21 protein-coding genes and 1 riboswitch are annotated in these 21503 nt (G+C 72.2%); of the genes, 4 read left to right on the forward strand and 17 right to left on the reverse strand.

Going from position 1 to position 21503, the window contains the following annotated elements:
• Positions 1-6: 6 nt before the first annotated feature.
• The 5 genes from OHA91_RS12305 to OHA91_RS12325 form a co-directional block, all read right to left on the reverse strand.
• Positions 7-990, reverse strand: coding sequence for a methionine synthase (locus OHA91_RS12305; RefSeq protein WP_031148502.1), 984 nt, complete (start codon positions 988-990; stop codon positions 7-9).
• Positions 987-1676 (reverse strand): SDR family oxidoreductase, encoded by a 690-nt coding sequence (locus OHA91_RS12310; protein WP_328739230.1) that lies wholly within the window; start codon positions 1674-1676, stop codon positions 987-989. Before OHA91_RS12310 ends, OHA91_RS12305 begins: the two co-directional genes overlap by 4 nt.
• Positions 1677-1888: 212 nt before the next feature.
• Positions 1889-2842 (reverse strand): hypothetical protein, encoded by a 954-nt coding sequence (locus OHA91_RS12315; RefSeq protein ID WP_328739231.1) that lies wholly within the window; start codon positions 2840-2842, stop codon positions 1889-1891.
• The gene (locus OHA91_RS12320; protein ID WP_031148496.1) at positions 2842-3186 is read right to left on the reverse strand and encodes a DUF1330 domain-containing protein; all 345 of its coding nucleotides are present in this window, start codon (positions 3184-3186) and stop codon (positions 2842-2844) included. Before OHA91_RS12320 ends, OHA91_RS12315 begins: the two co-directional genes overlap by 1 nt.
• A gap of 89 nt (positions 3187-3275) precedes the next feature.
• Positions 3276-4304, reverse strand: coding sequence for a GlxA family transcriptional regulator (locus OHA91_RS12325; RefSeq protein WP_328739232.1), 1029 nt, complete (start codon positions 4302-4304; stop codon positions 3276-3278).
• Positions 4305-4431: 127 nt separating this feature from the next.
• On the opposite strand from OHA91_RS12325, the gene OHA91_RS12330 reads away from it, so the two are divergent.
• Positions 4432-5355, forward strand: a complete 924-nt coding sequence (locus OHA91_RS12330) for an NADP-dependent oxidoreductase (protein ID WP_328739233.1) — start codon at positions 4432-4434, stop codon at positions 5353-5355.
• 19 nt (positions 5356-5374) lie between these two features.
• Here the strand turns inward: OHA91_RS12330 and mnmA are convergent, their stop codons facing one another.
• Entirely contained in the window at positions 5375-6508 is a 1134-nt protein-coding gene (mnmA, locus tag OHA91_RS12335; RefSeq protein ID WP_031148490.1) for a tRNA 2-thiouridine(34) synthase MnmA, read from the reverse strand.
• Positions 6509-6577: 69 nt separating this feature from the next.
• Here mnmA and OHA91_RS12340 point away from each other — a divergent pair, with 69 nt between their 5' ends.
• Positions 6578-7240 carry an N-acetylmuramoyl-L-alanine amidase gene (locus tag OHA91_RS12340; protein ID WP_328739234.1) on the forward strand — a complete coding sequence of 221 codons (663 nt, stop codon included), beginning with the start codon at positions 6578-6580 and terminating at the stop codon, positions 7238-7240.
• A gap of 13 nt (positions 7241-7253) precedes the next feature.
• On the opposite strand, the gene OHA91_RS12345 is transcribed toward OHA91_RS12340, so the two are convergent.
• From OHA91_RS12345 to OHA91_RS12395, 11 genes are all read right to left on the reverse strand, one after another.
• On the reverse strand, positions 7254-8417 hold the full coding sequence (locus tag OHA91_RS12345) for a cysteine desulfurase family protein (RefSeq protein WP_031148479.1): 1164 nt from the start codon (positions 8415-8417) through the stop codon (positions 7254-7256).
• Positions 8418-8545: 128 nt separating this feature from the next.
• The gene (locus OHA91_RS12350; RefSeq protein WP_031148477.1) at positions 8546-9400 is read right to left on the reverse strand and encodes a thioesterase family protein; all 855 of its coding nucleotides are present in this window, start codon (positions 9398-9400) and stop codon (positions 8546-8548) included.
• Between the two features lie 46 nt (positions 9401-9446).
• Positions 9447-10103 (reverse strand): trimeric intracellular cation channel family protein, encoded by a 657-nt coding sequence (locus OHA91_RS12355; protein ID WP_328739235.1) that lies wholly within the window; start codon positions 10101-10103, stop codon positions 9447-9449.
• A gap of 282 nt (positions 10104-10385) precedes the next feature.
• Positions 10386-11492, reverse strand: coding sequence for an ABC transporter ATP-binding protein (locus OHA91_RS12360; RefSeq protein WP_266497537.1), 1107 nt, complete (start codon positions 11490-11492; stop codon positions 10386-10388).
• Positions 11489-12613 carry an ABC transporter ATP-binding protein gene (locus tag OHA91_RS12365; RefSeq protein WP_031148474.1) on the reverse strand — a complete coding sequence of 375 codons (1125 nt, stop codon included), beginning with the start codon at positions 12611-12613 and terminating at the stop codon, positions 11489-11491. Before OHA91_RS12365 ends, OHA91_RS12360 begins: the two co-directional genes overlap by 4 nt.
• The gene (locus OHA91_RS12370) at positions 12610-13608 is read right to left on the reverse strand and encodes an ABC transporter permease (protein WP_031148473.1); all 999 of its coding nucleotides are present in this window, start codon (positions 13606-13608) and stop codon (positions 12610-12612) included. The genes OHA91_RS12365 and OHA91_RS12370 overlap by 4 nt, the downstream gene beginning before the upstream one ends.
• Before the next feature lie 132 nt (positions 13609-13740).
• Entirely contained in the window at positions 13741-15522 is a 1782-nt protein-coding gene (locus OHA91_RS12375) for an ABC transporter substrate-binding protein (protein ID WP_266497541.1), read from the reverse strand.
• Positions 15523-15596: 74 nt separating this feature from the next.
• Positions 15597-16592, reverse strand: coding sequence for an ABC transporter permease (locus OHA91_RS12380; RefSeq protein ID WP_031148467.1), 996 nt, complete (start codon positions 16590-16592; stop codon positions 15597-15599).
• A 473-nt stretch (positions 16593-17065) separates the two neighbouring features.
• Positions 17066-17806, reverse strand: a complete 741-nt coding sequence (locus OHA91_RS12385) for an enhanced serine sensitivity protein SseB C-terminal domain-containing protein (RefSeq protein ID WP_031148465.1) — start codon at positions 17804-17806, stop codon at positions 17066-17068.
• A 96-nt stretch (positions 17807-17902) separates the two neighbouring features.
• Positions 17903-18637 (reverse strand): enhanced serine sensitivity protein SseB, encoded by a 735-nt coding sequence (locus tag OHA91_RS12390; RefSeq protein ID WP_266497545.1) that lies wholly within the window; start codon positions 18635-18637, stop codon positions 17903-17905.
• Positions 18638-18751: 114 nt separating this feature from the next.
• Positions 18752-19411 (reverse strand): AAA family ATPase, encoded by a 660-nt coding sequence (locus OHA91_RS12395; RefSeq protein WP_408059164.1) that lies wholly within the window; start codon positions 19409-19411, stop codon positions 18752-18754.
• A gap of 205 nt (positions 19412-19616) precedes the next feature.
• Positions 19617-19720: riboswitch (glycine riboswitch) on the forward strand.
• A 171-nt stretch (positions 19721-19891) separates the two neighbouring features.
• Here OHA91_RS12395 and gcvT point away from each other — a divergent pair.
• A complete protein-coding gene (gene gcvT / locus OHA91_RS12400; protein ID WP_031148459.1) occupies positions 19892-21007 on the forward strand; it encodes a glycine cleavage system aminomethyltransferase GcvT in 1116 nt (371 codons plus the stop codon).
• A 103-nt stretch (positions 21008-21110) separates the two neighbouring features.
• Positions 21111-21491, forward strand: coding sequence for a glycine cleavage system protein GcvH (gene gcvH / locus OHA91_RS12405; RefSeq protein WP_031148457.1), 381 nt, complete (start codon positions 21111-21113; stop codon positions 21489-21491).
• The last annotated feature ends 12 nt before the right edge of the window (positions 21492-21503 follow it).

Here is a 21503-nt window from a genome sequence, read left to right on the forward strand (position 1 = left end):
CGACCGTCACTCAGGGTTGTCGGCGAGCGACCTCGCCGCCCTGGCGCAATGCGCCTGCACCGCGCGGGCGTAGGCGGGCGAGGCACCCGCCAGACCGCACGAGGGGGTGACCACGACGGACTCCGCCAGAGTCCCCGGGGCCAGCCCCAGCCTGCGCCAGAGCTTCCTGACACCCATGACGCTACCGCCCGGGTCCGACAACGGGCCGTCGGTGCCCGCCACCACTCCGGCGAACAGCTTCGTACCGCCTTCGACGGCCTCCCCGACGGCGTCGTCCTCGCGCTCCGTGAGCAGGGAGAAATCGAACGACACGCCCGTGGCGCCGGCCCGCCGCAGCAGGCCGAAGGGGACCTCGGGCGCGCAGGAGTGGACGATCACCTCGCCGTCGTGGACGGCGAACAGGTCGCGCAGCGCGCCCTCGACGACCTGCCGGTCGACGGCGCGGTAGGTGCGGTAGCCGCTCGCGGAGCGGACCCGGCCGAGCAGCACGGCCGTCAGGGACGGCTCGTCGAGCTGGAGCACGACGTCGGCCCCGGGGATCCGCCGCCGCACATCGGCCAGGTGCTCGCGCAGGCCCTCGGCGAGCGATCCGGCCAGGTCCCGGCAGGCGCCGGCGTCCTGCAGCATCGCCTCGCCGCCGTGCAGCTCCAGGGCGGCGGCCAGCGTCCACGGCCCGACCGCCTGGACCTTGAGCTTGCCGGTGTAGCCCTGGGTGAACTCCTCCAGGGCGTCCAGGTCCTCGCCCAGCCAGGACCGGGCCCGGCGCGTGTCGCGCCCGGGCCGGTCGCTGATCCGCCAGCCGCTGGGCTCCACGTGCCCGTACATGTCGACGAGCAGCCCGATCGAGCGGCCGATCATGTCGGCGCCGGGGCCGCGGGCCGGCAGTTCGGGCAGGTACGGGAAGTCCTCGAAGGAGCCGGTCGCGGTCTTGGCGGCCTCGCGGGCGTCGCCGCCGGGCAGCGAGCCGACGCCGGTCGCGCCTGCGCTCATCGGCCCGGCCTGACGGACAGGTCGTTGACCTCGGCGTCGCGGGGCAGGTCGACGGCCATGACGATGGTGGTCGCCACCGACTCGGGGTCGATCCAGGCGGCCGGGTCGTACTCCTTGCCCTCCTGGGAGTGCACCTTGGCCTGCATGGGGCTGGCGGTGCGGCCCGGGTAGACGGAGGTGACGCGGACGCCGTTGGCCCGCTCCTCGGCCCGCAGCGAGTCGGCGAGCGCCTTCAGGCCGTGCTTGGAGGCGGCGTACGCGCTCCAGTCGGCGTGGGCGTTCAGGCCGGCGCCGGAGTTCACGAACACGACGGTGGCCTTGGAGGCGCGCAGGGTGGGCAGCAGCAGCCGGGTCACCTCGGCGGGGGCGATCAGGTTCACGTTGAGCTGCTGGTGCCAGGTCTTGGGCCGCAGCTCGCCCACCGGTCCGAGGTCCACGATCCCGGCGATGTGCAGGAGCGAGTCGATGCGCTCGGGGATCGCCTGCTTGGAGAAGGCCCAGGAGAGCCGGTCGGGATCGGCGAGGTCGCCCACGAGGACCCTGGAGCCGGGGTAGCGGTCGACGAGCTGCTTGCCGCGGCCGGCGTCGCGGGCCAGGAGGACGAGGTCGTCGCCACGGGCGTGCAGGCGGGTCGCGACGGCGGCGCCGATGCCGGAACCGGCACCGGTGATCAGGTGAGTAGCCATACCGCCCATGCTCGCAGGTCCGGCGCGGCGGGGAGGGGGAAGCCCCGTGCTCCCGGCCCCGGGGCCGGGCCGGGCCGCCGCGGCCGGCCGCGGCGGCCCGCCGGGACCGTGCGACGACCGCCCGCGCCCCGGCCGCCCGCCGGGCGGTGACGGCGGGCGGGAAGCCGGTGCCGATGGCGGTCCCGCGGGAGCTCGGGGCCCGAAGGCCGAGGTCAGGTGCCGACGGCCGCCGCGTAGGCCCGCTCCACGGCGGCGCGGGCGGCGGCCGCTTGCTCCGCCGTGACGGCGGGGGCGAAGCCCCGCCCGACCGTGGCGTGCGGGAGCGCGGCGACGAGCCGTTCCCGCACGTCGCCGCGCGGCCCGGCCCAGCGCTGCAGCGCCTGCGCCCGTACGTCGGCCGGCGCGGCGGCACGGTCCTGCGCGGGCGGGGCGAATCGGCCGCCGGAGGCCCGTTCGTGCTCGTCCCAGCGGTCGGCCCAGAACTCCACGGTCCAGCCGGGCCAGCGGGCGGCCATGCGTCCGGCGTGGGGCGCGATCCCGGTCAGCCACCACCCGACCCTGCGGGCCGCGGGGTCGACGTGGACGCCGGCCTCGGCGCGCCGGGAGTACCCGGTGTGGGCGGGGGCGTCCGCGAGCCGGTCGACGAGCGCCGGGCCCTCGGCCACGGGGTGGTCGGCGATGTGGGCGAGGACGTGGCAGCGGCCGGATCCGACCGTGACGACGGCGGCCATGGGGTCGGGGTCGGCGAGTTCCTGCTCGTCGGCCTCCAGGGCCGGGCCGGGGTGCGCGGTGTCCGGTACGTGTCCCGGTTCCAGGCCGAGGTGGGCGCGCAGGCCGCTCTGGCCGTCGTACGTCCAGCGGACCTCCCATCCGGGCCAGGCGTGGCCGAGCATGCCCAGCCAGGCGGCGCGGGTGCGCATGGCCACCGACGGGCCTTCCTGGGCGAAGACCAGGAGCAGCTTGCGGGCGGGGTCGATCAGGGCGCCCGCTTCGCACATGTCGTCGTCGTACCAGGGGCCTTCCTCGAGCCGGTGGCCGAGGGCGAAGGGCAGGACCGCCTCCGGGCCGCCGAGCAGGTCGAGATCGAGGCCGACGGCTCCGAAGGAGGAGGACCGGCGCTCGTGCCCCTCGGGGCCCGCGATCACGAAGGTGGCCCGGTTGCCCATCAGAGGCCGGCTTCGGCGCGCAGGCCGGCGGCCGTCTTCGAGGCGTCGTAGTCGGCCGGGACGCCCTCGACGAGGATGACCTCGCCGGGGATGTGCTTCGTGCGCAGCGGGAGGATGGCCCGGTAGGCGTCGGAGGCGTACCAGGCGCGGGCCCGTTCGATGTCGGGGAAGCCGATGACGACGACGGTGCCGGGGAAGGGTCCCTCCAGGACCTCGACCTCCTTGCCGTGCACGAGGAAGCGGCCGCCGAAGGGGTCCAGGGTCGACTGCATGGTCTCGATGTAGGTGAGGACGTCCTCGTTCATCGTCTCGGGGCGTATGTGGGCGATGGCGTAGGCGGTCATGGTCTTCTCCCCTGTCGACCGGGCCCGCCGGTGCGGGCCGTTGATCCGATCCTGTCAGCGCTCGGCCGCGGTGGCGATTACTTTCGGGGTCATGCCGGGGCGGTGGGCTGGAAGGTGCGGCGGTAGGCGATCGGGGAGACGCCGAGGGACGCGCGCATGTGCTGGCGCAGGGAGTTGGCGGAGCCGAAGCCGGACCGGTGGGCCACGAGGTCGACCGGGAGGTCGCTGGATTCGAGCAGGTGCCGGGCCGTTTCCAGGCGTTGGGCGGTGAGCCACTGCACGGGGGTCATGCCGACCTCGTCGCGGAAGCGCCGGGTGAAGGTGCGCAGGCTCATCCGGGCATGGGCGGCGAGCTCGGCGAGGCTGACCGGTTCGGCGAGGCGTTCCAGGGCCCAGGCGCGGGTGGCGGTGGTGGTGGCGACGGTGGGCTCGGGGACGGGCCGGTCGATGAACTGGGCCTGCCCGCCGTCGCGCCAGGGCGGTACGACGCACATGCGGGCGGCCCGGTTGGTGACGGCGACTCCGTGGTCGCGGCGGATCAGGTGCAGGCACAGGTCGACTCCGGCGGAGACCCCGGCCGAGGTCAGGACGTCGCCGTCGTCGACGAACAGGACGTCCTCGTCGATGCGGACCCGGGGGTAGGCGCGGCGGAACTCGTCGGCGAGGTTCCAGTGCGTGGTCGCGGGGCGTTCGTCGAGGAGTCCGGCGGCGGCGAGGACGTAGGAGCCGGAGCAGATGGACACCAGGCGGGTGCCGGGGCGGATGCCCGCGATGGCCTGGGCGACGGCGGGCGGCAGCGGCCCGCCGCCGGCGAGCTCGGGCATGGCGTGGGTGGGCGGGACGATCACGGTGTCGGCGGCGGCGAGGGCTTCGGGGCCGGCGGCGGGCTGGAGGGTGAATCCGGAGTCGCTGGGCACGGGGGCGCCGTCGGAGGTGCAGACGACGACCTCGTACAGGGCCTCGCCGTCGTCGTCGACGGCGCTGCCGAAGACCCGGGAGGGGATGCCCAGCTCGAACGGGGGGAAGCCCGGCAGGGCCAGCACCGCGACCAGGTGCCGGCCGGCCGCGCCGCTCCCGCGGCGGGCTGTGTCCTCGCTGCGCTCCTGCGTCTCACCCATGGCCAGATCCTGTCACATAGTGGCCAAACGGCCAACACCATGCGCGTGCCCGGTGCCCGAATCTGGGACACGTCGCCGGGAAACGGCCCGGTAGAGGACGCAAACGGATGGAATGAGGCGGACTGAGATGCGCGCGATCGTCGTCAACGAGTGGGGCGGCCCGGAGAACCTGGTCGAGCGGGAGATCGAGCGACCGGAGCCGGGGCTGGGCGAGGTCCTGGTCCGGGTCCACGCGGCGGGCGTCAACCCGGTCGACTGGAAGACCCGCGCCAGCGGCGCCCTGATCGCCTGGGGCGGGACCCCGATCGTGGGCTGGGACGTCTCCGGCACGGTCGAGGCGGTCGGCCCCGGCGTGACCCTCTACGCCCCCGGTGACGAGGTGTACGGCATGCCGCTCTTCCCGCGCCAGGCGGGCGGCTACGCGGAGTACGTGGTGGCCCCGGCGCGGCACTTCGCCCGCAAGCCCGGCTCCCTCGACCACGTGCAGGCGGCGGCGCTGCCGCTGGCGGCGCTCACCGCCTGGCAGGCGCTGGTGGACACCGCCGGCGTCACGGCCGGGCAGCGGGTGCTCGTGCACGCGGCGGCCGGCGGCGTCGGGCACCTGGCGGTGCAGATCGCCAAGGCCCGCGGCGCGTACGTGATCGGCACCGCCAGCGCCGCCAAGCACGAGGTGCTGCGCGAGCTGGGCGCCGACGAGCTGATCGACTACCGCTCGGTGGACTTCGCCGAGGCGGTCTCGGACGTCGACGTCGTGCTGGACGCGCTGGGCGGCGACACCGCCGAGCGCAGCCTGAAGGTGCTCAAGCCCGGCGGCCACCTGGTCTCGCTGCCCGGCCCGGACTCCGTCCCGGCGGGCGCCGACGGGGTGAACGCGGCCTGGGTGCTGGTCGACCCGGACCTCAAGGGTCTGGAGGCCATCGCGGACCTGGCGGACCGGGGCCTGCTGAAGCCGCTGGTCGAGACGGTGCTGCCGCTGGCGGACGCCGCGCGGGCCCACGAGATCGGCGAGCAGGGCCGGACCACCGGCAAGATCGTCCTGACGGTGGTCTGACCGGGGTGCGCGGGGCCCGTCAGACGGCGGCGGTGGCCCGCGTGGTGGTCGCGATGGTGGCGGAGCCGACCACGCGGGTGCCGTCGTAGAGCACGATCGCCTGGCCGGGGGCCACGCCGCGGACGGGCTCGGTGAAGGAGACGCGCAGCTCGCCGTCCACGACCTCGGCGAAGACCTCGGTCTCGCCGCCGTGGGCGCGCAGCTGGGCGGTGTAGGTGCCCGGGGCGGCCGCCTCGGCGCCGCACCAGCGGGGGCGGATCGCGGTGAGGGCGCTGACGTCGAGGGCCTCGACGGGGCCGACGGTGACGGTGTTGTTCACCGGGGAGATGTCGAGGACGTAGCGCGGCTTGCCGTCGGGGGCCGGGTGGCCGATCCGCAGGCCCTTGCGCTGGCCGATGGTGAAGCCGAAGGCGCCGTCGTGCGTGCCGACCTTCTCGCCGGTCGCCTCGTCGACGATGTCGCCCTCGGCCTTGCCGAGGCGGTTCGCGAGGAAGCCCTGGGTGTCGCCGTCGGCGATGAAGCAGATGTCGTGGCTGTCGGGCTTCTTCGCGACGGCCAGCCCCCGCTCCTCGGCCTCGGCGCGGATCTCTTCCTTGGTGGTGAGGGTGTCGCCGAGCGGGAAGAGGGCGTGGGCGAGCTGCTTCTCGTCGAGGACGCCGAGGACGTACGACTGGTCCTTGGCCATGTCGGAGGCGCGGTGCAGCTCGCGGGAGCCGTCCTCCTTCAGCACGACGGTGGCGTAGTGGCCGGTGCAGACGGCGTCGAAGCCGAGGGCGAGGGCCTTGTCGAGCAGCGCCGCGAACTTGATCTTCTCGTTGCATCGCAGGCATGGGTTCGGGGTGCGCCCGGCCTCGTACTCGGAGATGAAGTCCTCGACGACGTCCTCGCGGAAGCGCTCGGCGAGGTCCCAGACGTAGAAGGGGATGCCGATGACGTCGGCGGCGCGGCGGGCGTCGCGGGAGTCCTCGATGGTGCAGCAGCCCCGGGCGCCGGTCCGGAAGGACTGCGGGTTCGCGGAGAGCGCGAGGTGGACGCCGGTCACGTCGTGCCCGGCTTCGACGGCACGGGCGGCGGCGACGGCGGAGTCCACTCCGCCGGACATGGCGGCCAGGACGCGAAGGGGGCGGTCGGTGCGCGGCAGGTTCTCAGTCATAGCACCGTCCAGGGTACGGGGGAACCGAGCGGGGTCACAGCGCGTTATCGGCTACGGGGGGTGGATCACATGGCCGAGCAGGGGAACAAGAGACCGAAGCCGGGGCGGACCCGCAGGGCGGTGCTGCTCGGCGGGCTCGGGATCGTCGCGGCGGGGGCGGTCGCCGGGCGGGACGAGATCAGCCGCGCGTGGTGGCTGCTGCCGGGAGTGGCCAAGCCGCGCAAGGAGGGCGAGATCGACCACGCGGGGGCGGGCTGGACCGCGGCCTCGCCGGCGAACTGGCGGATGGCGGACCGGCCCGACGACTACCGGGTGGACCGGGTCGTCGTGCATGTCACACAGGGCGGCTTCAAGTCCTCGGTGGACGCCTTCAAGAACCCCTGGCACAAGGCTTCGGCGCACTACATAGTCCGCGGTGACGGGCATGTGGAGCAGATGGTGCGCGAGCTGGACGTGGCCTTCCACGCGGGCAACCGCTCGATGAACGAGCGCAGCGTCGGCATCGAGCACGTCGGTTTCGTGGACCGGCCCAAGGACTTCACGGACGCCATGTACACGGCGTCGGCGCGGCTGGCGGCCGACATCTGCCGCCGGTACGACATACGGCCCGACCGCACGCACATCGTCGGGCACTCCGAGGTGCCGGGCGCCGACCACACGGACCCGGGCGAGCACTGGGACTGGGACCGCTACATACGCATGGTCCGGGAGGCCCTGGCCGCTTCGGCCTGAGCCTCCCGGACGCTCAGCTGAGGCCTGCCGTCCGGGCGCGCTCCACCGCGGGGCCGATGGCCGCGGCGAGGGCGGCGACGTCCTCCTTGGTGGAGGTGTGGCCGAGGGAGAAGCGCAGGGTGCCGCGGGCCAGCTGCGGGTCGGTGCCGGCCGCCAGCAGGACGTGGCTCGGCTGGGCGACGCCCGCGGTGCAGGCCGAGCCGGTGGAGCACTCGATGCCCTGGGCGTCGAGCAGGAGCAGCAGGGAGTCGCCCTCGCAGCCGGGGAAGCTGAAGTGCGCGTTGGCCGGAAGCCGCTCTTCGGGGTCCCCTCCGAGGACGGCGTCGGGCACGGCCGCGAGGACGGCGGCGATGAGTTCGTCGCGCAGGGCGCCGACCTCCGCGGCGAACTGCTCGCGCCGCTCGGCGGCGAGGACGGCGGCCACCGCGAAGGCGGCGACGGCGGGCACGTCGAGGGTGCCGGAGCGGACGTGCCGTTCCTGCCCGCCGCCGTGCAGGACGGGTACGGGGGTCTGGTCGCGGCCGAGGAGCAGCGCTCCGATGCCGTAGGGGCCGCCGATCTTGTGGCCGCTGACTGTCATGGCGGCGAGGCCGCTGTCGGCGAAGTGGACGTCGAGCTGTCCGAAGGCCTGGACGGCGTCGGAGTGCAGCGGGATCCCGGCCTCGCGGGCGGTGGCGGCCAGTTCGCGGACCGGCATGACGGTGCCGATCTCGTTGTTGGCCCACATGACGGTGGCCAGGGCGACGTCGTCGGGGTTGCGCTCGACGGCTTCGCGGAAGGCGTCGGGGTGCACGCGTCCGTAGCGGTCCACGGGCAGGTAGTCGACCTGGGCGCCCTCGTGCTCGGCGAGCCAGTGCACGGCGTCGAGCACGGCGTGGTGCTCGACGGGGCTGGCGATGACCCGGGTGCGGGCGGGGTCGGCGTCGCGCCGGGCCCAGTAGAGGCCCTTGACGGCGAGGTTGTCGGCCTCCGTGCCGCCGGCGGTGAAGACCACCTCGCTGGGGCGGGCTCCGATCGCCTCGGCGAAGGCCTCGCGGGCCTCCTCGACGGTACGGCGGGCCCGGCGGCCGGCGGCGTGCAGGGAGGAGGCGTTCCCCGTGGCGGCGAACTGCGCGGTCATCGCCGCGGCGGCCTCCGGCAGCATGGGGGTGGTGGCGGCGTGGTCGAGGTAGGCCATGATCCCCCGATTCTAGGGGCCCGCCCGTGCCCTTCCGCCCGGCGGGACCCCGATCCGGCCGGGCCGCGGGGAGGGGCGTACGCCCTGCCGCTGCCCGGCCGGGTGCCGCGGCCGGGCCGCGGGGAGGGTCAGATGCGCAGGGCGCGCGCCAGCTGGCGGGACTGGGCGACCAGGTGGTCGGTGGAGTCCCAGACCTCGGCGTCCTCCTCCAGGAAGCCGCCGGCCAGGTTGCGGGTGGTGATGGAGATCCGCAGCGGGCCCGGGGCCGGGCGGCGGCGGATGTGCGTGGTGAGCTCCACGGTCGGGGTCCAGGCCACCAGGCCGAGGTCGAAGGCGGTCGGCGGCAGCGCGTCCACCGCGAGGAGCATGGAGAGCGGGTCGGCGTCGCGGCCGTCGGCCAGCTCGAACCAGGCCCGCATCTCGCCCTTGCCGGAGGGCGCGCCGACGGCCCAGCCCGCGGTCGCCGGGTCCAGCCGGAGCCGGAGCCGGTCCACGATGGCGGAGCTGCCGGGGATCGGCGCGGGGCCGGCCTCGGGGCCGATGCAGTTCTCGTAGGACGGCATGAGCGGCGGCTCGGCGACCGTCCGCACGTCGTCCGGCAGGGACGCGAGGTCGCCGTAGGAGGCGAGGACGCGGATGCGCTCGACCTCGTTGCCGTGCTCGTCGTACTGGAAGAGCGAGGCCTGGCCGGTGGAGAGGGTGCGGCCGACCCGGACGACCTCGGTGCGGATCACGGCGGGGCCGGGCACGGAGGAGGTCAGGTAGTGCGCGGACACGGTGAAGGGGTCCGGGTGCGGGAGGGTCGCCGACAGGGCCCGGCCGACCAGGGCCAGCAGGTAGCCGCCGTTGACAGCGGCGATGATCGTCCAGCCGGCGGAGAGCTCCGCGTCGTACACGCCGGGCTCACCCGCGCGTTCGGTGATGGCGGTGTCGCGGTCGAACTCGCTGTCGCCGATGGATGCCTGGGCAGCTGCAAATGACATGGAACGACGGTACACCCGCTTGCTACTAAGCGGTAGCTTTCTATTGTTACGGCTCTTCGGCCACGGAGGAGCGCCTGTTCCAGGCCAGTGGCGCCCGCCAGTGGTAGCGCATGGCGAGGAGCCGCAGGACGAAGGTGGTCACGATCGCGAGGCCGGTGGTGATGGCGTTGAGGGAGTCCAGGGCGATGGAGACGGCGACCATCGCGGCGCCGACGGTGGCGGGCACGGCGTACATCTCGCGGTCGCGCAGCAGCGAGGGCACCTCGTTGACCAGGACGTCGCGCAGTACGCCGCCGCCGACGGCCGTGGCCAGGCCCAGCGCGGCGGACGCGGTGAGGCCCAGGCCGTACTCGTAGGCCTTGGTCGTGCCGGTCACGCAGAACAGCGCGAGGCCGGCGGCGTCAAAGACGTTGATGGCCCGGTTGATCCGCTGGACCTCGGGGTGCAGGAAGAAGACGAACGCCGCGGCGATCAGCGGGGTGACGAAGAAGCTGAGCTCGCCGAAGGCGGCCGGCGGGACGGCGCCGATGACCAGGTCGCGGAAGAGGCCGCCGCCGAGGGCGGTGACGAGGGCGAGCACGGCGATGCCGAAGACGTCGAAGTTCTTGCGGACGGCGAGCAGGGCGCCCGAGGTGGCGAAGACGAAGATGCCGGCGAGGTCCAGCGCATGCTGAACCCCTGGCGGGAAGAGATCGTGGAGCACCGGGCCATTGTCGCCTGTGGCAAGCGCAGCGGAATGCGGGGCTCCGCCGCCGCGGCCGGGTGCGGGTGCCGGTGCGGGCCGGAACCGGGGCGCAGCGCCGCCCCCGGATCCCTCGTCTCGCACGCACGCGGCGCGCCGTTGCGGGGGCGCTGCCGCCGGACCCCCGCGCCTCAATCTCCCCCGGCTACCGCCGGGAGGGGCCCCCGGGCGGGGCTGATTTTGCCGGGCGGGGCCGGTGGTGCACGGGTGCGGGCGGGCCGCTTGGGCCCGCCCGCCCCGGGCTCACTCCGTCGCCGTCGTCACCGCGTCCGCCGCGCCCGGGAGGGGCTTGTCGCCCGGGGCCTGGTCGGGGGCGTTCTCCGGGTGGTGGCAGGCGACCTGGTGGCCGGTCTTCAGCGCGAGCAGCGGCGGTTCCTGCGTCGCGCAGATCTGCGTCGCCTTCCAGCACCGCGTGTGGAAGCGGCAGCCGCTCGGCGGCGAGATGGGGGACGGCACGTCGCCCTTGAGCAGGATGCGGCCGCTCTTGGCGCCCCGCCGCCTCGGGTCCGGCACCGGCACGGCCGACATCAGGGCCGCGGTGTAGGGGTGCATCGGCTCCCCGTACAGCGACTTGTTGTCGGCGAGCTCGACGATCTTGCCGAGGTACATCACCGCGATGCGGTCCGACACGTGCCGGATGACCGACAGGTCGTGCGCGATGATCACGTAGGTGAGGCCGAGCTCCTCCTGGAGGTCGTCCAGCAGGTTCACCACCTGGGCCTGGATCGAGACGTCCAGCGCCGAGACGGGCTCGTCCGCGACGACCAGCTTCGGCTTCAGCGCCAGGGCCCGCGCGATGCCGATGCGCTGGCGCTGGCCGCCCGAGAACTCGTGCGGGTAGCGGTTGTAGTGCTCGGGGTTGAGGCCGACGAGCGACAGCAGCCGCTGGACCTCCGCCTTGAGCCCGCCCTCCGGGTTGACGTTCTGGAGCTTGAACGGGGCGCTGACGATGGTGCCCACCGTGTGGCGCGGGTTCAGCGAGCCGTAGGGGTCCTGGAAGATCATCTGCACGTCGCGGCGCAGCGGGCGCATGCCCGCCACCCCCAGGTGCGTGATGTCCTTGCCCTCGAACTCGATCGTGCCGCCGGTCGGTTCGAGCAGCCGCGTGATCAGCCGGCCCATGGTCGACTTGCCGCAGCCGGACTCGCCCACGATGCCGAGGGTCTCACCGCGCCGGACGTCGAAGTCGAGGCCGTCGACGGCCTTGACCGCGCCGGCCTGCCTGCGCAGCAGCCCCTTGGTGATGGGGAAGTGCTTGGTCAGGCCGGTGACCTTGAGCAGCGGCTCGGGAGAGTCCGTGGCCTGCGCCGGAAGGGTGACGGCCGGATCCGTCTTGTTGGTGTCGGTCACAGCTTCGGCGCAATCTCTTCGGTCCAGATCCGGGTCCGCTCGTCCTGCGACATGTGGCAGGCGGACCAGTGGCGGGTGCCGTCCTGCCCGGTGTCGTCCTGCGCCGTGAGCTCGGGGCGCAGGGTGCGGGTGACGTTGCCCTTGGGCACGTCGGCGTACGGGCAGCGCGGGTTGAAGGCACAGCCGCTCGGGATGTTGATGAGGCTGGGCGGCGAGCCCTTGACCGGGATGAGGCGCTCGGTCTGTTCGCGGTCGATGCGCGGCATCGAGCCCAGCAGGCCCCAGGTGTAGGGGTGCCGGGGCTCGTAGAAGACCTTCTCGGCGGTGCCCCGCTCGACGCAGCGGCCGCCGTACATCACGAGGAGTTCGTCGGCCATCTCGGCGACCACGCCGAGGTCGTGCGTGATCATGATGACCGCGGAGCCGAACTCCTTCTGGAGGTCCCGGATCAGGTCGAGGATCTGGGCCTGGACGGTGACGTCCAGGGCGGTCGTCGGCTCGTCCGCGATGAGCAGTTCGGGGTTGTTGACGAGCGCCATCGCGATCATCGCGCGCTGGCGCATGCCGCCGGAGAACTCGTGCGGGTAGCTGTCGAACCGCTTGTGCGGCTCGGGGATGCCGACGCGGTCGAGGAGCTCGACGGCCCGCTTGCGGGCGGCCTTCTTGTCGACCTTGTGGTGGACCCGGTACGCCTCGGAGATCTGCTTGCCGACGGTGAAGTACGGGTGCATCGCGGACAGCGGGTCCTGGAAGATCATCGCGATCTCCCGGCCGCGCAGCCTGCGCACCTCGTCCTCGTCGGCGGAGAGCAGCTCCTTGCCGTCGAGCCAGATCTCGCCGGAGATCCGGGCCCGCTGGCGGCCGTACTGGCCCACGCGGTGCAGGCCCATGATGCCCAGCGAGGTGACCGACTTGCCGGAGCCGGACTCGCCCACGATGCCGAGGGTCTTGCCCTTCTCCAGGGAGAAGGAGAGGCCGTCGACCGACTTGACCAGGCCGTCCTCGGTCGGGAAGTGCACCTTGAGGTCGCGGACCTCGAGGAAGGCGGTGGGGGGCCGCGACCCGTCGTAGGGCTGGTTGAGCGCTCCGGTCTCTCCGGTCTTGGTCGTCGGGTCGGTCATGACAGCCTCACTCGGGGGTCGATCACCGCGTACAGGAGGTCAACGATGAGGTTCGCGGCGACGACGAAGAACGCGGAGATCAGGGTGATGCCCAGGATGACGGGGAGGTCGTGCTCGCTGATGGCGCGCACCGCGCTGTAGCCCAGGCCGTGCAGCGAGAACGTGTACTCGGTCAGGACCGCGCCGCCCATCAGGGCGCCGAGGTCGAGGCCCAGGACGGTCAGGATCGGCGTCATCGTCGAGCGCATGGCGTGCTTGCCGATGACGACGGGTTCCGTCAGGCCCTTGGCGCGGGCGGTGCGGATGTAGTCCTCGTTGAGGACTTCGAGCATGGTCGCGCGGGTGAGCCGCGCGTACATCGCCGCGTAGAGGAAGGCGAGCGAGACCCACGGCAGGATCATGCCGTTGAACCACTTGGCCGGATCCTCGGCGAAGGTCGCCTCCGGTCGTCCGAACCAGCCGAGCTGGTCGGAGAAGAGGGCGATGACGAGCATGCCCGTGAAGTAGATGGGGAGGGAGACGCCGGCGAGGGCGACGCCCATGGCCGAGCGGTCCAGGACGCTGCCGCGCTTGAGGGCGGAGACGACGCCGGTGGCGACGCCGCCGGCGACCCAGAGGACGACGGCGCCCATGGCGAGGGAGAGGGTGACCGGCAGCCAGTCCAGCAGCAGCGGCCAGACCTCCTGCTCGGTCTTGAAGGAGTATCCGAAGCAGGGCGCGGCGCATTGCGTGACGTCGGAGCCGTTGGCGTACGTGCGACCCGCCACCAGCCCGACGACGAACTTGCCGAACTGGACGAGGATCGGGTCGTCGAGACCCATCTTCTGCCGGATGCCTTCGATGGCGGCGGGGTCGGACTGCTTGCCCACGAAGTACAGGGCAGGGTCCGTCCCGATCAGCTTCGGGAACAGGAAGAAGATTCCGAAGGTCACCAGCGTGATGACCAGCAGCATGACGAGGACGGCGAAGATCCGTCGGATGAGGTATGCAAGCACTGCGCTCGGCCTGGCTGCGGCCCGGGGGCGCCCTCTTCTGGAGGGCGCCCCCAAGCCGTAACCGCGGCCATCACCTGCCCTTCGTGCCTAGCGGGTGTGGCACTGGAACACTGGAACTGGACTGATGGACCGTTACTTCACGACACCGAGGGACGCGTAGTCGTAGCGACCGTTGTAGGCGTCGGTGGTGTAGGCGTTCGTCAGCCGGGTGCTGCGCCAGGTGATCGTCTTGTCGTAGACGAAGGGCAGGTAGACCGCGGCCTCGGAGACCTTCTGGTTCATCTGCTTGTAGATGTCGCCGGCCTTGGCCGGGTCGGTCTCCGCGATGGCCTGGTCGAACAGGGTGTTGATCGCCGGGTCGTTCAGCTCGGAGAAGTTGTTGTTGCCGCTCTGCAGGATGAAGCGGCCGTCGACCAGCGGCTGCGAGAAGCCCTGTCCGGTCGGGAAGTCGGCGCCCCAGCCCATGATGATGATGCCGTAGCCCTTCTCCTTGACGACCTTCGGCGAACCGATGATGCCGGAGGTCTGGGCGCCGTCGAACTGGTCGACGTCGGCCTCGATGCCGACCTGCTTCAGGGCGTTCTGGAGCGAGACGGCCGTGGCGACCTCGACCGGCTTGTTGTTGCGGACGGCGATGGTGGTCTTGAAGCCGCTCTCCTTGCCACAGGCCTTGAGGGCCTCCTTGGCCTTCTCGAGGTTCGGCTTGCCGTCGTTCTTCAGGACCTCGTACGGGTCGTACTTGGCGTCCGAGCCCTTGATGCCCAGCGGGAGCATGTTGGGGGCGATGTCGCCACCGGCCTGCGGGCCGCCGCGGGCGGTCTGCAGGGACTTCTTGTCGGCCGCGTGGATGACGGCCTTGCGGCACTCGATGTTGTCGAACGGCGCGACGGTCTGCGGCATGACCGCGTACCGGATGAAGCCGGTCTGGCCGTTGTCGAGGTTGCCCTTGTGGTCCTTCAGCGCCGTGGCGCGGGCCGCCTGGCCGATGCCGGTGGCGTTGATGTCGAGGTCGAACTCGCCGTTCATCAGGCGCTTGTCCATGTCGTCCGCGTTCGCCATGAACGTGACCGAGATGGAGTCCGGGAGCGCCTTGCGGATGGTGTCCGACTCGGGCTTGTAGTTCTCGTTGCGCGAGAGCTTCATGCTCTTGTTCGGCTCGTACGAGTCGATCTTGTACGGGCCGTTCGAGAAGGGCTTGAGGCCGTACTTGGCGGCCGTGTCCTTGTCCTGCTTGACCGGGCTCGCCGCGGGCATCGCCAGCATCTGCTCGAAGTCGCCGTTGGGCGTCGGGAGCTTGAAGATGATGGTCTTCGCGTCCGGGGTCTCGATCGCCTTCAGGCCGAGCTTGTCCGGAGCGGTGTCCTTGTACGGGCCGGGGTACTCGGCCTTCGGGTCGAGGACCTGCTGGAGGTAGACCGGACCGCCGGAGATGACGTCCTGCGCCCAGGTGCGCTCGATGCCGTACTTGATGTCCTGGGCGGTGACGGGCGAGCCGTCCTCCCAGGTCACGTTGTCCTTGAGGGTGTACTTGTAGGTCTTGCCGCCGTCGCTGATCTCGGCCTTGGCGGTGGCGAGGTCCGGGACGAGCTCGGTGCTCTCCTTGCCGGGGCCGGGCTTGAAGCTGATCAGCTGGCGCGTGTAGTAGCGGGAGAAGTCCCACATGAAGCCGTAGTAGCCGCGCTGCGGGTCCCACGAGTCGGCGTCCTGGGTGCCGACGAACTTCAGCTCGCCGCCCTTCTTGTCCGACGCGTTGGCGACCTTCTCGATGCCCGCGTTGAAGCCGCTGCCGGAGCCGGCGGCCTTGTCGTCCTTCTTGTCGGCCCCGCCGCCACAGGCGGTCGCGGTGAGCATGGCCGCGAGCACGACGGCCGTGCCGGCGGCAAGTCTGCGCTTCGACGTGCGATGGGTAGTCACGATGCTCGCAACCCTCCGTTGTAGTTCCGGTGTACGTACGGCACGAGGCCGGTTCCTGGTTTGCCCTGCGGTGGCTAGCGGGAGCCCTTCGGGTCGAGGGCGTCGCGGACGCCGTCGCCGAAGAGGTTGAAGGCCAGCACGGTGATGAAGATCGCTACGCCGGGGAAGATCATGAAGAGCGGATCGTCCTCGTAGGTCCGCACGGCCGTGGCGAGGGTTTCCCCCCAGGACGGCGTGGGCGGCTTGACGCCGACTCCGAGGAAGCTCAGCGCCGCCTCGGTCAGCACGTTGGTGGGGATCATCAGCGTCGCGTAGACCGTGATGGGCGCCACCAGGTTCGGGAGCAGTTCGCGGAAGAGGATGTAGAAGCGGCCCGCGCCGAGGCTGCGTGCCGCCTCGACGTACTCGCGCTCGCGCAGCGAGAGGGTCTGGCCCCGGACGATGCGGCCGATGTACGGCCAGCCGAAGAAGCCGATCACCAGCACCAGGACCGCGATGCGCAGGCCCGAACCCTCGAAGCCCCAGAGCTTGTTGGGGATGACCGAGATCAGCGCGATGATGAAGAGCAGCTGCGGGAAGGCCAGCAGCAGGTCCATGACCCGGCTGATGGCGGCGTCGACCCAGCCGCCGAAGTAGCCGGCGACGATGCCGAAGAAGGTGCCCAGCGAGACCGCCACGAAGGCGGACAGGAAGGCCACCAGCAGCGAGATCCGGGCGCCGTAGACGATGCGGCTGAAGACGTCGCGTCCGTTGACCGGCTCGACGCCGAGCAGGAAGTCGCCGCTCATGCCGCCCCAGTCGCCGAGCGGGAGGCCCAGCAGCGGGTCGAGCAGGTCCTCGTGCAGCTCCTCCGGCGGGTGTCCGAAGGCCTTGACGATCAGCGGCGCGAAGATCGCGACGAGGATCAGCAGGAGCACGATGACACCGCCGGCCAGCGCGACCTTGTCTCGCTTGAGGCGCAGCCAGGCGATCTGCCACGGCGAGCGCCCCTCGATCGCCTTCTGCGGAACGTCGGGGGCGGCCACGGCCGCGGGCTCGGCCGCGCTGGTGTCGTGCAGTGGTGCCGTCATCGTGGTGGGGACCCCTCTCGGCCGACGGTGGCCGGCCCATGCCCGCCGCTGTGGCGGCTTGGTTCAATCGGCGTCGCTGGTGGTGCGATTGGCGAGAAATGTGCCGGAAGTGCACGTGAAGAGCTGGTGTTTGTGAGATGGACCGGCCTTCGGTGGGGGGAGTCTTCAACGCCCTCTCAATCACCCGCCAGACCCCCCGGGGATGTGATGCGCAACCGTGATCTGCGCCTACACCTTCCGTTATCCGAACCGCCAGACCTGTTGAGCGGTGAAACACCGCACGTTCGGCGCGGAACGGACATCCGACCCAACTGCCCTTTCCGGCATGGATCTTGGGCCTATTCAGCGGATATGCCGAAGGCCGCACCGGTGGGACCGGTGCGGCCTTCGAGACGGATGTCCCAATATGCGGATGTCGTGCAGGATGGCGCGCCGGAGGTCGCCGCAGGCTGCGGGACCCCCTGCCGGCCGGATCAGTACGCCGGCGCCTGGCCCTCGCGGTCGTAGAAGGGGCGCGTCTGCGCCCGCAGCCACATCGCCACGGGATCGTGCTCGTCCGCCAGCGCGACGGTGCACACCGGGACGCCCTCGGGGACCGCCCCGACCGACTGGCGCATCATCTCCCGTACGGACTCCAGCGCGGGCGCGGAGGCGTCGTACAGGTCGAGCCCGACCGCGAGGTACGGCGACCCGAGCGCCGGCTGCACCCAGGCGCGGCGCAGCGACCGCACGGCCGGCGTGCGGTGCGCGTGCTGGGTCAGCAGCCCGTAGAACTGCGGGAGCTCGATGCTGGGCTCGGAAAGCCGCAGCGGGCCCGCCGGCATCCGGTCCAGGCCGGTCGCGATGCGGCGCAGGTCCGCCCACGGGACGCCGAGGCCGCCGCCCTGGGCGTGCGGGTTGAGCCACAGGCCCCAGCGGTCCGGGTAGAGGGCGCGGGCGATGTCCCGCCCGGTGACGACCTCGTAGCCGCGGTTCCAGCCGCTCGCGGCCAGCTCCTGGGGGGAGGTGACGCAGGGCGCGTAGCCGAGCCCCTCGACCTCCATCCCGCCGTACTGGGCGTCCGGGGACCCCGGCTGCCCCTGCCACAGCAACATCCACAGCCGGCCCTCGGACAGGGCGTGCAGCAGTGACTCGTAGCTCTCGTAGCGCCCGGGGGTCACCTGGCGCATCATGTGCTCGACCTGCCCGGCCGCGGCCGTGCCTGACGCACTCACCCGGTACCCCTCTTCGTCCGCCCGTCGCTCCACGCGTGCCTTACCCGGGCCAGCGCTCATGCGTGCGGCCAGGAGATGTAACCAGCTTAAGCGGCCCTACGCGAGGTAGAAGGGGCGTACGCGCTCACGAATCCAGTCCGTGACCGGGTCCTGGGCCGCGTCCAGGAGGATCAACTGCACCGGCCACGGCGCCGGGACACGGGTCAGGGCCCGTCCGAGCGCCTCCATCGGAGCCTCCCTCATCTGCGGCTCCCATCCCACCAGGCGGACACCGATGAACAGTTCCGGGGCCCCTCCCTCGACGCTGGCGAGGCAGCGGTGCGCCGCGGCGACGACGCCCGTGGCGCGGAACTCCTCGGCGGCGGCGGCCAGGAAGTCCACCGGGTCCTCCTGCCAGTCGGGCTCGAAGAGCCGTACGCGGCCGCCGGTGGCGTGTCCGTCGAGCGGGCTGCGCCCGGTGCGGCAGAGCTCCGCGACGGCGGGCGGGGGCAGCGGTACGCCGACGGCGCCCTCCGGATTGACCGCGATGCCGAGCTGCGGGGGAAGCCCCCGGGCGAACTCGACCGCCGGAGCCACCGCGAAGTCCATGCCGGGGCCGACGCAGGCGAGGAACTGGGCCTCGGAGCTGTAGACGGGCACGTACGCCGCCCCGCCGATGTCCATGGTCGGCAGGTCCAGGCCGGCCGTGCCGGGGCCGCCGCCGCCCGGCAGGGGCACCCACACCTGGCTGCGCCCGAGCACCTCCAGGATCCGGCCTCCGGCGTCCGGCTGCCCGAGCGCCGCCCCGAGCACCTGCTCCAGCTCATTCCCCGGCCAGCCGCTGCCCTGCATCTGCCCCTGCCCCTGTCTGGTCCCGCGCGCGTGGTTCCGCGCGTGTCGCCCCGCAGGGTACCGGCCGCCGGGCGGGCGCCGCCGCCGGGGATCCGGGTGCGGCCGGTCCGGCGCTCAGCCGTGGAAGCCGATCCCCGTCACGGCGGCGGCCGAACGGCGGTCCAGGAGGGTCGCCGAGGCGCAGCCGGCCGGCGGACGGCCCGCCTCGGCGTCGCGCAGCAGGCGGCCCACGGCGCCGCGGTGGCGGGCGAAGGCGTAGGCGGACACCCCGCGACCCCGGGCGGCCTGGCCGGAGAGGGCCTCCTCGGGGCTGCTGTCCAGGAGGAGAAGGTGCAGATCCCGGCCCCGGCGGCGCGCGGCCGCGGCGAGCAGGCCGCGCACCCAGCTCTGGGTGCCGCAGTCGTGGACGACCACGGAGGCGCCGGAGCGCAGGATCCGGTACAGCCCCCAGTAGTGCGCGGCGCGCACCAGCGGGCGGTACACCGCGTACGGCAGGCGGGCCGGCATCCGGCGCTCCCAGCGCTCGCGGGTGTCCTGGGAGTCGACGGCCCCGCCCTCGGGCGCGGCCCGCTTGATCAGCGTGGTCTTGCCGCCGCCGGGCAGGCCGGAGACGACGACGATGTCGCCCTCGGCGAAGCCGAGCCGCCGGGGTCCGCGCAGCGCGGGGCCGCGCAGGTCGCGTACGAGGCCGAGGCCGCCGTCCGCCGCCCTCCTGCGCTCGCGCGGGCCGCGCCGCTGCACCGGCACCGCGTCCACGGTTCCCGTCGTCGTCACCACTCCGAATCTCCGCACAGTGTTCGCCTCCCCCGAATCGGGTCACCGGGACCCTTGCCCACTGAGTGTAAAGAGACGGTAATCGGCATGTCCGGTTCCGTTCTGCCCGCTCGGATGGGCGTACGAACTTTCGGACCCCGACCCCCGATCTCGGGCATGGCGTGCAATGATGTGCGCCATCTGGACCAACTGCATACCGGCCGCTTGAATCCGCGCGGGAGAGTCCCGGCACGCCGCAAGGCCGTGCGCGGGCGCCGAAGGAGCAAGAACCTCCCTTGAATCTCTCAGGCCCCGTACCGCGTGGATGAGGCAGATCTGAAAAGCGAGCTGCGCGGCAGCTCCACCCAAGGTGCAAGTCGGTGAGACCGGCGATCGGACGATCGGCGGAACTCTCGGCGAACCTCTCAGGTTCCGATGACAGATGGGGAGGAACGTCCTCGTCATGTCATGTCGATGCCCTGGGACCCGGGAGCCACACCCATGAGCACTGCCCCCCGCCTGACCGCCCTCGATGCGCTGCACCGCTCGCTCGGTGCGACCATGACCGATTTCGCGGGCTGGGACATGCCGCTGCGGTACGCCAGCGAGCGCGACGAGCACAACGCCGTACGCACCAAGGCCGGCCTCTTCGACCTCTCGCACATGGGCGAGATCACGCTGACCGGCCCGGAGGCCGTCAAGGCCCTGGACTACGCGCTGGTCGGCAACATCTCCACCGTCGGTGTCGGCCGTGCCCGCTACACGCACATCTGCCAGGAGGACGGCGGGATCGTCGACGACCTGATCGTCTACCGCCTCGGCGAGACCGAGTACATGGTCGTCGCCAACGCCTCCAACGCCCAGGTCGTCCTCGACGCCCTGACCGAGCGTGCCGCCGGCTTCGACACCGAGGTCCGCGACGACCGCGACGCGTACGCGCTGCTCGCAGTGCAGGGCCCGGAGTCCCCCGGCATCCTCGCGTCGCTCACCGACGCCGACCTGGACGGCCTGAAGTACTACGCGGGCCTGCCGGGCACCGTCGCGGGCGTGCCCGCGCTGATCGCGCGTACGGGCTACACGGGCGAGGACGGCTTCGAGCTGTTCGTCTCCCCCGAGCACGCCGTGGAGCTGTGGCAGGCGCTCACCAAGGCCGGCGAGGGCGTCGGCCTGGTCCCGGCCGGCCTGTCCTGCCGCGACACCCTGCGCCTGGAAGCGGGCATGCCGCTGTACGGGCACGAGCTGACCACCTCCCTGACCCCGTTCGACGCGGGTCTGGGCCGGGTCGTGAAGTTCGAGAAGGAGGGGGACTTCGTCGGCCGCGCCGCCCTGGAGGCCGCCGCCGAGAAGGCCGCGACCAAGGCGCCGCGCAAGCTGGTCGGACTGATCGCCGAGGGCCGCCGCGTCCCGCGCGCCGGCTTCCCCGTCACGTTCGGCGGAGAGGTGATCGGCGAGGTCACCTCGGGCGCCCCGTCCCCGACGCTGGGCAAGCCGATCGCGATGGCGTACGTGGACGCGGAGCACGCCGCGCCCGGCGCCTCCGGCGTCGGCGTCGACATTCGCGGTACGCATGAGCCGTACGAGGTCGTCGCGCTGCCGTTCTACAAGCGGCAGAAGTAGCCCTCCGCGCACGACGTCCGCCGTACGGGTACCCGTACGGCGCCGTCTCAGTACCCAAGACCGCAGTTCGTATCCACTCCCCCGCATCCAGGAGAATCAGGTCATGAGCAACCCCGAGAAGCTGCGTTACACCAAGGAGCACGAGTGGCTGTCGGACGTCGTGGACGGCGTCGCGACGGTCGGCATCACGGAGTTCGCGGCCAACGCGCTCGGTGACGTCGTCTACGCCCAGCTCCCCGAGGTCGGCGAGACCGTGACCGAGGGCGAGACCTGTGGCGAGCTGGAGTCGACCAAGTCGGTCAGCGACCTGTACTCCCCGGTCTCCGGCGAGATCGTCGAGGCCAACCAGGACGTCGTCGACGACCCGGCGCTCGTGAACACCGCCCCGTTCGAGGGCGGCTGGCTGTTCAAGGTCCGCCTCTCCGAGGAGCCCAAGGACGCGCTCTCCTTCGAGGAGTACACCAAGCTCACCGCCGGTAACTGACCCCAGGGGATC

Origin of the sequence: Streptomyces erythrochromogenes, from assembly GCF_036170895.1 — a bacterium.
Classification (GTDB): domain Bacteria; phylum Actinomycetota; class Actinomycetes; order Streptomycetales; family Streptomycetaceae; genus Streptomyces; species Streptomyces erythrochromogenes.